This window comes from Chloroflexota bacterium (genome assembly GCA_026389585.1).
Lineage (GTDB): Bacteria > Chloroflexota > Dehalococcoidia > UBA2247 > RBG-13-53-26 > JAPLHP01.
The window spans coordinates 16601-28242 of sequence record JAPLHP010000022.1 but is presented as its reverse complement, the minus strand read 5'-3'; the positions used below and the strand labels follow the sequence as shown (position 1 = coordinate 28242).

Sequence of the window (11642 nt, the reverse complement as noted above, 5' to 3'; positions counted from 1 at the left end):
AGGTGCTCGGCTATGCGCAACTCGCTGGAGGGATCACAGAGCCGCATCAACACCAGCGTCATAACCATCATGGACCATGGAATGTCCTCGCGACCATGCGGCAGCAGTTGTTCCAGAAGAGTAACAAGACCCAACTGCTCTGAGATATGAAGACCAAGCCAGCAACCGCCGAAGTCGTGCACCCCTTCCACCTTGAGGCGGTTGGTGTCTACTTCCACCCACTCTGGCTCTAGTCCATCTTCGAAGAGCCGGCTCTGCCAGGAGCCGACCTGGTTCGTAGCCGCTTGCTTGACGCCGAGGCGGGAGGTTTCCGCCACATCACCCAGGTAAGCAACCACTCGTTGTCGAGGTCCTCGCTCCGTCCGGTAGGACTCCACCAGCTCCCAATAGACGTGATCCTTACCCCCCTTGCTGCTGCGGCATCGCCTGAGATACATGTGGTGATTATAGCGCCCTCAGCGAAGCCAGGAGTCTACACTACATCGCCTTCTGGTGGGCACTCATATGTGGAGATGATCCCCTCCATGTCATCGGTGAACGTGAAAAAGAGCCAGCAAAACTCTTCCCCAAGTCAAACTGCGGAAGTTGGGCTAGTGCCTGGTTGCACCAGTAAGTGTAACAATCGAGATTCTTCGCTACGCTCAGAATGACACCTACAAAAGCCGGTCGCCCTGACAGTGGGCAAGATCAGGATGACAGCCCCTGTGTCGCCACAGCGTCGGGTCGTCCTTCCGCGGAAGGACGACAGCCACCGATGACACGATCGTAGCTCATAGCTTACAGCAGAGATTGCTTCGCTTCGCTCGCAATGACACAGTGGGCCATATCAATTCTCGGCCACTTCCCTAAAGTAGGGACTCTGTCCGTTGCCCCCGGTTCCCCACCGCGGACAGAGCTGAAGTTCTGTCCCTACAGGCTAGTGCCTGGTTGCACCAGTAAGCGTAACAATTGAGATTCTTCGCTACGCTCAGAATGACACCTACAAAAGCCGGTCGCCCTGACAGTGGGCAATATCAGGATGACAGCCAATGTGTCGCCACAGCGTCGGGTCATCCTTCCGCGGAAGGACGACAGCCACCACTTGGCTATCCACTTTCTCGGCCACTTCCCTAAAGTAGGGACAGACCTTCAGGTCTGTCCACTAATAATCTCCGGTTTCAGACCGCGGACAGAGCTGAAGCTCTGTCCCTACAGGCTAGTGCCTGGTTGCACAAGTAAGCGTAACAATTGAGATTCTTCGCTACGCTCAGAATGACACCTACAAAAGCCGGTCGCCCTGACAGTGGGCATGGCCAGGATGACACAGTGGGGAACATGTTATCATGACATTTATGCGATATGTCACCCTGAGCGAAGCCGAAGGGTCTCCCCTAGCTCTACGCCATCCAAGTGACCAGTTACAGATGGGGCTTCAACGCTTCCTGCCCCCTTAGGCCAAAATCAGCAAATATCCCCTGTTTCTATGTCCTTACAGCAAAAACCATCTATTACGATAGCATCACTATCGTATACAGATACCAATTACGCTTGACGCTCTGATGTTGTTTTATACCATATTCCAATAGATTTGTCCAACTTCGGGTGGAGTGGAGAACGTTGCGAAGCTTCGGGTCTTGTGGCCAGATGAGCCGTGATGTGGCTGGTTGGTGATGGGGGGCTTAATGGTCAGAGCTAGTGGGAATGTTAAGTGTGGAATCACTCATGATTCTGTAGAATCTTGAGTTGGGTATGATGAGGCTGGTTGCATTCGTCTATATTTTCCCCCTGAGAAGCTCTCTTAGGCAGATTCCACCGAAGTCCCAGAACTGGTGCCGCATGCTTTTGAAGTCCAGAGTGCTCATCATGCTGCCAAGCACGCCGAATGGGAGCATCTGGGGAATGAATCCCCGGGAATATTCGAGCATCCAGGCATGATCTTTCACTCGATAGCCTTTGTCTGTGCCCCTTCTGAGATAGGCCATATCACCGGGCTTATAGATTGCAGGGGTAAACTGGCCCTGGGTGTACGTCAGCATTTCCCCATCCAGCATGATGTCATAGACATGAGCCCAGTATCGCCCGGAATATCCTTCAGTGCCGATGGGTGTACCAAAGAGAATGAGGTATTCTGAGATCGAACCGTAGAGTATGGTCAGCATTCCCATAGAACCGCCCGCGACGTTGAAGATCCATCTTCTCTTTTTGCGTATGCGACCTGGGAATTGCCTGTCCAGTGCTTCCATTATCGCTTCAAATTTCTCTTCCAGTGGCAGACTGAGATTCTTTGTACATATCTCATGCAGGTCTTTGGGATCAAAAATATATGCCATAACTCTCTCCTTGGTCAGGCGTTTTGGCTGTAATTCCCCATTTCAGCTTGCAGTGGTATGGTTCCAATCCGTCCCCATTCCGAGCATCGATGATATGCCTGCTCTACTCAGGTGTCAAGCCTCATTTGGCTTGACAGAGAGCGTGAACGGCCTATAATCAACAGAAACCGTGGTGAGTTACTCGCTTTGCATCTGTACGTCCTTGAGATAGCCCGCCAAAGAACCTCATGTCCCAGGGTATAGGGACAGGAGCCTTGATAAAAGATGTTCTCCACCAAGACCAGCGCTGCTGGTCTGTTGATGCAGTCCTCATAGATGCTTGATGGCTAATGATTTTGACATCAGGAGCATCAAAGGCCTTTCTGAAGAAGAAGCAGCCCGAAGGCTGAAAGAGGAAGGGTACAATGAACTGCCATCGGCAAGGAAGCATCGCAGTGCTTTGGCTATTGCCCTTGGGGTTGTCCGTGAGCCGATGTTCCTTCTGCTCCTCTCTTGTGGAGCAATCTACCTCTCTCTAGGTGACCGGGAAGAGGCATTGCTTTTGTTGAGCTTTGTCCTTGTCATCATTGGTATCACCACCTACCAGGAACGCAAAACGGAACGTACACTGGAGGCACTGCGTGACCTATCCAGCCCTCGCGCCCTGGTTATCCGTGATGGGGAGCAGAAAAGGATCGTCGGCCGTGAGGTGGTTCGTGGTGACATGCTTGTTCTGGCAGAGGGCGACCGCGTGCCAGCTGATGCATTGGTTCTGGCCTGTAATAACCTGACGGTGGACGAATCATTACTGACGGGCGAGTCCGTATCGGTACGCAAAGCAGCGGGCACTGTTGCAACTTTGGCATGTCGACCTGGCGGTGACGATCTGCCGTTCGTCTTCTCCGGCACTCTGGTGGTCAGTGGTCAGGGCATTGCCCAGGCGCAAGCTACTGGCATACGCAGTGAACTTGGCAAGATCGGGAAAAGCCTCCAGGCGGTCGAGTCTGAAGAGACGCTCCTGCAGAAGGAAACCAGACGGCTGGTTATCAGGCTTGCCATTGTCGGCGTAATCATAAGCGCCATCGTTGTAGTCGTCTATGGGTTGACCAGGGATGATTGGCGGCACGGTTTTCTAGCGGGGATCACCTTGGGGATGGCTGTACTGCCGGAGGAATTTCCGGTTGTGCTTACCATCTTCCTTGCTCTGGGGGCTTGGCGCATTTCGAAGGTGCGGGTTCTCACGCGCCGTGCACCGACCATCGAGACCATGGGTTCGACCAGTGTGCTGTGTGTTGATAAGACGGGTACGCTGACCCTTAACCGCATGTCGGTGGCCAAAATGTCTGCCAACGGGCAGGTCTACGATCTGAGGAAGGGGACCTCCGGGCAACTCCCGGAGGCCTTTCATGAAATTGTGGAGTTCAGCATATTGGCCAGTGAGAAGAACCCATCTGACCCGATGGAGAAGGCGTTTAAGGAACTGGGAGAACAGTACCTGAATCATACGGAACACCTTCACCAGGACTGGACGCTGGTAGGTGAATACGAGCTCTCGCGGAAGTTGCTCGCGCTGTCGCACGTTTGGAAATCCCCCTCCGGTGAGGATTATGTTATTGCTGGCAAAGGGGCACCGGAGGCTGTTGCCGACCTTTGCCACTTCAACCAGGAGCAGTTGCGTTCGCTGTCGGAGGACGTCTCTGCTATGGCCGATGATGGACTGCGGGTACTCGGTATAGCCAAAGCCTATTTCAAACAGACAACCTTGCCCCAGGAGCAGCATGATTTCAAGTTTGAATTTGTGGGTCTTGTCGGCTTGTCTGATCCGGTGCGTCCGGACGTTCCTGATGCGGTGAAGCAGTGTTATGAGGCAGGGATAAGAGTAGTGATGATTACGGGAGACTATCCACGGACGGCCCAGTCGATTGCCCGCCAAATCGGTCTTATGCCAATGGACGAGGTGATCACAGGACCCGAATTGGACAAAATGGATGATGCAGAGCTTGAGAAGCGCGTCAGGACAACGAATATCTTTGCCCGGGTAATGCCCGAACACAAGCTGCGCCTGGTCAATGCCCTCAAGGCTAATGGGGAGATCGTTGCTATGACTGGTGATGGCGTTAATGATGCACCGGCTTTGAAGTCGGCGCATGTAGGCATTGCGATGGGGGGAAGGGGAACAGATGTTGCCCGCGAGGCCTCATCATTGGTGCTGCTTGACGACGATTTCTCGTCTATCGTACAGGCTGTCAAGATGGGGCGGCGGATCTTTGACAATCTCAGGAAAGCGATGTCGTATATCTTTGCCATCCACATGCCCATTATCGGCATGTCCTTGATTCCAGTGTTGTTAAAGTGGCCGCTGGCCTTGATGCCCGTTCACATCGTCTTTCTTGAACTCATCATAGACCCTTCATGCTCGCTTGTTTTTGAAGCCGAGATGGAGGAGACCGATGTGATGAAGCGCCCGCCCCGTGATCCCAAGGAGCCGCTGTTCGGCTGGCGGACGCTGACCATTAGCCTGCTGCAGGGTGTCAGCGTATTTCTTGTTGTCCTTGCCGTCTTTGCCATTGCGAGACATCGCGGGCTTGGGGATGGGGAGGAGGCACGTGCCCTGGCTTTTACTACCCTTGTCATTGCCAATTTGGGTCTAATAGTCTCAAACCGGTCATGGTCCCGCACCATCATAGCGAATTTGCTCTCGCCCAATACGGCATTGTGGTGGGTCTTGGGGGGTGCCGTATTCTTTCTGGGGCTAGTGCTTTATGTTCCTTTCCTGCGCAACCTGTTCAGTTTTGCCATGCTGCACCCGATTGATCTTCTCATCTGCTTGGCCGCAGGAGTAGTAAGCATGATATGGCTTGAGGTGTTCAAGGTGCTCACCAGAGGTATTGTGAGGGGTGTCAGGCGCTGAGCTGAATTAGAGCTCATAATCCAACTCATGGATAGGGACGGGTCATGTTCTTGAGTCCCCATCATTTGGGGAAAATGATGGGAGCACTGCTCACAAGGGTTGGCACTGTTGCCCCCTGAAGGAAGGCGGTTTTAGGAGAATCTAGGCAAGCTCTGGCTCAATCAATCCGTAGTTTCCGTCTTTTCTTCGATAGAGAACGTTGATGTCATTTGTACTGGCGTTGAGAAAAATGAAGAAGTCATGTCCCAAGAGCTCCATCTGCTCTGTGGCTTCCCCTATGGTCATCACCTTTACAGAGAAACGCTTGGTGCGGACCACCTTATCAGGGATTTTCCCCTCTTCTATCGCTTCGATAGAGGGCTGAACCTCTCTCTTGTGCCTGTCTGATCTCCTGCTTTTGAGGTAAAATCTATCTTTGTGACGCCTTACCTGCCTGCGGATGACATCAACAGCAGCATCAACGGCAGCATAGAGATCTGCTTCTTTTTCTTCAGCTCTGATCAGGGTACCATTACTGTTGACAGTTATTTGAACTATATACCTGTTCCTGGGGGATTTTGCCTTCTCTCGATAGATCTCCACCTTGGTCTCAATAATGGAAGGCAGAATACGGTTTAATCCGCTTATCTTCTTTGATACATAGGTCTGCACTGGTTTATCAAGTTCTATCTTCTTACCTCTGATAATCAAGTTCATCTTTCGGTTCTCCTTTGATTTTGATGTTGGAATCTCGTCTGGTGCAGGCAGAAAACTGATGGCCTATTCTGACTTTTGTCTGTTCTTCTCAGGTGGATATGGCCATGACAGCTCATAATGACCAGCCATGACCCCGTAAAGCGTATGACACAATATAGGCTGGGCTGAAATTGATGTCAAGCTCTATCTGCCGTTTCTCTGATTTGAAAATGATACACTACCTAAGACGTGGTACAGCAAGAGATAGTCAACAGGGCTGTTTATATCACAGTGTTGGAGCATAGGAGGGATTTTGATGCTGAGAGATCTAGTGCTGAATAACCGAAGCCGCCGGAGATTCTATCAGGAAAGCAGGGTAGAGATCAATTCCCTGAGAGAACTCGTTGATCTGGCCAGGCTCTCCGCGTCGGCAGCCAATATGCAACCGCTGAAATATATCCTTTCCGGCGATCCACAGAAGAATGCTTTGATATTCCCATATCTTAGATGGGCCGGCTATCTCAAGGAATGGCCTGGCCCGATTGAGGGTGAAAGGCCGTCGGCGTATATCATTGTGCTTGGTGACACCAGGATAAGCCAGTCCTTTGGTTGTGACCACGGGATTGCTGCCCAAAGTATTCTTCTGGGTGCCGTCGAAAGGGGCTTGGGTGGCTGCCTTATTGGCAATGTGGATAGGAGTGGACTCTGTAAGGCTCTAAAGATACCATCCCACTATGAGATACTGCTTGTTCTGGCTCTGGGTAAGCCAAAGGAGATTGTGGTAGTTGAAGCATTAGGGTCTGGTGAAGACATCAAATACTGGCGCGACAGTGAATGTGTGCACCACGTGCCCAAGCGCCGCCTTGATGATATCATCGTCGGTTAGACAGGTGGCTTGGACTTATTTAGGCAAGACCTTGTTTGGATCTACTTAACCGGGCCAATCATGTGAACCGCCGTGGCTTTGAAGGAAACGTAGATACTCTTGCCAATCTGGAGCCCCAACTCTTCGGCGGACCGTTTGGTGACCAGTGCCACCAACGGAAAACCGCAATCTATCCCAACCCTGGCAAGGGCGCCTGACAGGGCCAAACGGCTTATCTCTCCGGTGAAGGCATTTCTGGCGCTGCTCGATGGCTCTGTGAGGGAAAGGATGATATCCTCCGGCCTGATGCACATGTGAACCTGATCGCCAGCCTTGAGGTCGGCAATAGCCTCTGCAGTGTGACTGCCGAGATTGATCTGGGCGAGTCCTTCTTCGTTTGAGATCACGCGGCCCTTGAGGATATTCTCTACTCCCACAAAGCGGGCCACTCTCAAGTCCCTGGGCATGCTGAATATCTCCTGCGGCAGGCCGACCTGGATGAGCTCCCCATCCATCATCACCCCTATCCTGTCAGCCAGGCGTTGCCCCTGAGCCATCTCGTGCGTGGCTATCACGATTGCCATTCCGTGTTCGCGATTGAATCGCAGGATGAATTCCTCGATCGTGTTCAGGCTCACCGGGTCGAGATTTGCTGTCGGCTCGTCCAGCAGGAGCATCTGTGGATCGGTGATAAGGGCCCGGGCTAGAGCCACCTTCTGGGTTTCACCACCGGAGAGCGTGCGGGCGTTCCTTTTCTCATAGCCCTCGAGGCCGACCGTGTTCAGCATTATGTTGACCTTTTCAATGATGGTCTTTTTGTTGTGCCTCCTCACTTGGAGCGGGTAAGCCACGTTGTCATAGACGCTGGCATTGAATACCACCGGCTTCTGCAAGACCATGCTCACTTTGCGGCGGACTTCGGTTCGGAGGCCTGGCGAAACCTCTTGTCCGTCGAAGAATATCTTGCCTGAGGAAGGCTGCTCGAGTTGGTCCAGCAGGCGCAGGAGCGTTGTCTTACCGGAGCCGGTCGGGCCGATCAGTCCGAACACCTCGCCCTTCTCTATGGAGAGTGATATGCCTATCAACGCGTTTTTCGCGCCGTAGCGCTGGTTCAGGTCCACCACTTCTATCAGGGACATTAGCGCCTCTGCTGCACGACACCGACTACGATATTGACGATCAGGGCGACGGCGATGAGGATGATACCGAGGGCCATGGCCATTGCAAATTCACCTTCGGTGGTGAGCTGTGAGATCGCAGTGGTGAGGACGCGGGTATATCTCCACAGGTTACCGCCAACGATCATGGCAACACCCACCTCGGAGATAGCCCGGCCAAATCCGAGGAGCACCGCAGCAACGATGGCAAATCTGGCCTCCTTGAGGATAGCCCAGATAGCCTGAAACTCGGTGGCACCCAGGGACAGCGTGGTATCCTTGATGGATTTATCCACCCCGCTCAGTGCGGAGATGGTCAGCCCCAGCAGCACCGGCATGATGAGGAGCATCTGCGCTATGACCATGGCAGCGGGGGTGAAAACCAGGTCGAGACTGCCCAGCGGTCCGGCATGGGAGACCATCAGGTAGACAAAGAGGCCGACGCAGACTGTGGGGATGCTATACAAGGTCTGAGTGACACTGATCAGCAACCGTTTGCCCGGGAAGCTGCGGAAGCTGATCAGCCCACCCAGGGGAATACAGATCAGTGCGGCCAGGATAGTGGAGGCCACTGAGATGCGCAGTGACCTCCACGTTACGTCAACGACCTCCGGGTCACGCGATACAATAAGGTGTACCGCGTCTACCAGGCCATGCCAAAGTTCACCCAATCTACCTCAGTACTCCAATCTTGCTATGTTTCTACGATGTTGGCTCATTGCCGGCACACGGTGTGAACAGTTGCAGGCCGTAATCCTTGGTGCCGTATTCGCCCAGCAACTTCTGTATCTCAGGTGAGGTAAGGAATGTCACCATGTTCTGGGCCATTACCTGGTTGGTGCTCTTCGTGCAGACGATGACAGAGTAGACGTTCAGCAGAATGCTGCCTTGATCCACAATGGGCACCAGGCTCAGCTGGCTCTTGTAAGACAGGTAGGTACCCATGTCGGTGAGGGTATAGGCTCCCAATTCACTGGCCTTCTGCAGGGTTGGCCCCATACCACTGCCTGCGTCTATGTACCAGCCTGCTGCAGCTCCGGCGGTTTTGACGGCGTCGTAGTCAGCATAGCCAGCGGCCTTCCATATGGCCTTCTCTTTACTGTGGGTACCGGAGTTGTCGCCACGCGAGACGAACTTCCCGCTGCCGCTTTCATAAAGCTTCTTGAAGGCATCTTCGGGAGTCATGCCCTTGATGACGGCCGGATCGCTCTCGGGACCGACGATGAGGAAGTAGTTGTAGGCAAAGGGAAAACGCGCAATGCCATAATTGTCAGAGATGAATTTCAACTCGTTTGGCTTGTCGTGAACGGCGAGGACATCGACATCGCCATTCTGGCCGTATTTTAAGGCTGCGCCTGAACCTACAGACAAGATGTCCAGCTTGACGTTATACTTCTCCTCGAATTTCAGCTGGAGGTAGGTCCAAAGCCCGGTGTCGTAGAGGCTGGTGGTTGTTGCCACACGGAGCCTGGCCTCGGGAGTAGCCGCTTTTGTCACGTCTTCTGAGTTGCCACAGCCGATGCCGCTCACAATCAGGGCTGTAAGTGCCAGCAGGGCTAGTATACAGTAGATCGTCTTTTTCACTATTTCATCCTCCGTATTCTTTGTTGAAGTCAAGTTCTCCTTTCCGAACGCGGGAGGCATCCCCGTTTCCAGTGATACCCTATCCGGCCGCTGCTCCATTGGTTTTTTCCCTTTAGGAGTCAGGGCTCGGAGAGTTCAATTCTTGCTGTATTTACTGAAGGTAGTAGTGCCTGTCTGGGAGGTATCATAACCCCCTGTCTCGGTCACTGCCCTTCGGAAATCCTTGCTTTTGATGATCTTCAGAAGAGGGGACAGCCGCTCACTCCGGTAACTTCCCAGTGGCATCACCAGGTCATACCTCTCCTTGAGTAATGGCAAGAAACCTATGTCGCAGGATCGAGCGGCTGCCTCGATACCCAGTCCGACATCTGCCTCACCTCTGGCGATAGCGCTGCCGACAGCGATATGTGTATCCATTTCCAGTTCGTAGCCATTCACCCTGGAGGGCGTGATGCCATGCTGCCGCAGCTCGAAATCCAGCAGCACGCGGGTCCCTGATCCCTTCTGTCGGTTGAGGAATCTGATATCGGGACGCCTCAGGTCTTCAATCCCCTTGATTTGCCTGGGATTGCCGATGGCAAACATTAAACCCTGGATGCGGTAGGCCAGGTGTACGATGGCCACATCCCGGCCCGGCAAGATGTGTCTTACATAGGGATAGTTGTACTCACCGGTTTCCTCGTCCAGCAGATGGATGCCGGCCAGATCAGCCCTTTCCTCCTGCAGGGCAATGAGGCCGCCAAGGCTGCCAGCGTGGGTAAGGTCAACGTTTATTTCAGGGTTCTTGTGTCTGAGATGACTCACCAGCAGATCGAGCGCCAGATCGTGGCTCCCGACAATGACGATGGTGTTTCGAGCATCGATGCTCTTGCCCTGGCGTTCCAGGTCTCCTGCTGCCTCCTTCCTCTCTTCGCGCCAGCGGGCCAGGTGCAAGGAGAAGGCTGCCTCGATCTCTTCCGGGCGGTACCCCAGGCTCAAAACCTCCAGAACGCTGTTGTTGACCATGTTGGACAGGTGACTCTGGCGCAATGTTAACAGCCTGGGATCGCTGGCCTTGGCCGAGGCTATGGTGCCTCCGCCGCGCCGCGATTGTGTTATCCCTTCCTGCTCAAGCTCTGTATAAGCCCTGACTACTGTGCCGGGGCTTATTCCGAGAGAGTGCGCCAGTTGTCTAACTGTTGGTAAGTGTTCGCCCGGCTGAAGGTGGTTAGTGGCTATAGACTGTTTCACCTGTTCCACTATCTGTTTATATAGGGGTGCCTCAGTGGTGTTGCTAAGATAGATGTCTACCGTATGTTCAGCCTTGCCTGCTATGGCAGCACTCCGCGTTTCACTTTATGAGAGTTCTTCTCTTGAGGAAGAGATCGGTTTGACAGGTTGTATCCTTTGTGATAGCGTAAGTGTAACAATTAGGCCCGAAGAAAGCAATCGTCTGTTGATACGAGGCACTCCTGGATCAGAGTCCGGGAAATCGCCAAGGTCTTACGGATAGTGCAATTGGGGGGGAGTAACACTCATCTCCGAGTTGAGTTGCCTAAACCCGGTCAAGCAGGGCACTCAGCCGGTGGGCGGTAAGCCCCAAGGGTTCAGGTGGAAACGCCTGCACCTCCCGATGTGGAAAGGAGAGAAGATGAAGGCTGGCTTTTTGTGACAAAACGCCCTTGATCTACAGGGCGTTTTTGTTTGTCCTTACCCCTGATAGCTGGAGAAGGAAGGGGTTGATTTGTTGCCTGTGGCTGGGCCAGATCTGGGGTGAGGCGAGAGACCAGTATTCAAGTTGCGTGGTTCTTTGTCTGTTTCCAGGGCTGCCGGCAGCTCTGGTCAGTGTGTAGCAGCCGTTTCCTGGGGGGTGATAGTACAGAAACTGACTTCTTGATTGCCATTATTGAACCATTGCGTTGTTGCTTCTCCGAGCCATATTTCCTAAAGGGCTTACCCAAGGAGAATGGCCGATAGGGTGATGCTAGAAATGGCATGGCCTCCCATGCTTGGAAAGGAGGGCGAATGGGACACGGATATGTCCGCGGGGTCATCTTATTGCAGGGCGAACTTTGGTGTAAGCTGTTCCTGGCAATTGGTGATGGCTTGTGTGTCCAGATGCATCCCCCCTGAGAAGGGTGTTTCTGCTCGGTATTTCCACGGTCAATAAATCTATTGGAGGT

At 53.2% G+C, this 11642-nt stretch carries 9 protein-coding genes and 3 riboswitches; of the genes, 2 read left to right on the top strand and 7 right to left on the bottom strand.

Features of this window, described 5'->3' with window-relative positions:
* A partial coding sequence (locus NTZ04_01880) for a hypothetical protein (protein ID MCX5991072.1) occupies positions 1 to 437 on the bottom strand: 437 nt, incomplete at its 3' end.
* A gap of 1314 nt (positions 438 to 1751) precedes the next feature.
* Entirely contained in the window at positions 1752 to 2309 is a 558-nt protein-coding gene (locus tag NTZ04_01875; GenBank protein ID MCX5991071.1) for an ERG2 family protein, read from the bottom strand.
* Positions 2310 to 2631: 322 nt separating this feature from the next.
* On the opposite strand from NTZ04_01875, the gene NTZ04_01870 reads away from it, so the two are divergent.
* Positions 2632 to 5199, top strand: coding sequence for a cation-translocating P-type ATPase (locus tag NTZ04_01870; protein MCX5991070.1), 2568 nt, complete (start codon positions 2632 to 2634; stop codon positions 5197 to 5199).
* Positions 5200 to 5340: 141 nt separating this feature from the next.
* Here the strand turns inward: NTZ04_01870 and raiA are convergent, their stop codons facing one another.
* Positions 5341 to 5895: a ribosome-associated translation inhibitor RaiA gene (gene raiA / locus NTZ04_01865; protein MCX5991069.1), complete on the bottom strand. Its 555-nt coding sequence runs from the start codon at positions 5893 to 5895 to the stop codon at positions 5341 to 5343.
* A gap of 295 nt (positions 5896 to 6190) precedes the next feature.
* On the opposite strand from raiA, the gene NTZ04_01860 reads away from it, so the two are divergent.
* Positions 6191 to 6760 carry a nitroreductase family protein gene (locus NTZ04_01860; protein MCX5991068.1) on the top strand — a complete coding sequence of 190 codons (570 nt, stop codon included), beginning with the start codon at positions 6191 to 6193 and terminating at the stop codon, positions 6758 to 6760.
* A gap of 41 nt (positions 6761 to 6801) precedes the next feature.
* On the opposite strand, the gene NTZ04_01855 is transcribed toward NTZ04_01860, so the two are convergent.
* From NTZ04_01855 to NTZ04_01840, 4 genes are all read right to left on the bottom strand, one after another.
* Complete coding sequence (locus NTZ04_01855) at positions 6802 to 7878, bottom strand: ABC transporter ATP-binding protein (protein ID MCX5991067.1); 1077 nt, start codon at positions 7876 to 7878, stop codon at positions 6802 to 6804.
* Complete coding sequence (locus NTZ04_01850; GenBank protein ID MCX5991066.1) at positions 7878 to 8567, bottom strand: ABC transporter permease; 690 nt, start codon at positions 8565 to 8567, stop codon at positions 7878 to 7880. Before NTZ04_01850 ends, NTZ04_01855 begins: the two co-directional genes overlap by 1 nt.
* Before the next feature lie 31 nt (positions 8568 to 8598).
* Positions 8599 to 9480, bottom strand: a complete 882-nt coding sequence (locus NTZ04_01845; protein MCX5991065.1) for a substrate-binding domain-containing protein — start codon at positions 9478 to 9480, stop codon at positions 8599 to 8601.
* A 20-nt stretch (positions 9481 to 9500) separates the two neighbouring features.
* Positions 9501 to 9624, bottom strand: a riboswitch (molybdenum cofactor riboswitch).
* Entirely contained in the window at positions 9616 to 10722 is a 1107-nt protein-coding gene (locus NTZ04_01840; GenBank protein ID MCX5991064.1) for a GntR family transcriptional regulator, read from the bottom strand. It overlaps the preceding riboswitch by 9 nt.
* 264 nt (positions 10723 to 10986) lie before the next feature.
* Positions 10987 to 11121: riboswitch (molybdenum cofactor riboswitch) on the top strand.
* A gap of 254 nt (positions 11122 to 11375) precedes the next feature.
* Positions 11376 to 11495: riboswitch (molybdenum cofactor riboswitch) on the top strand.
* The last annotated feature ends 147 nt before the right edge of the window (positions 11496 to 11642 follow it).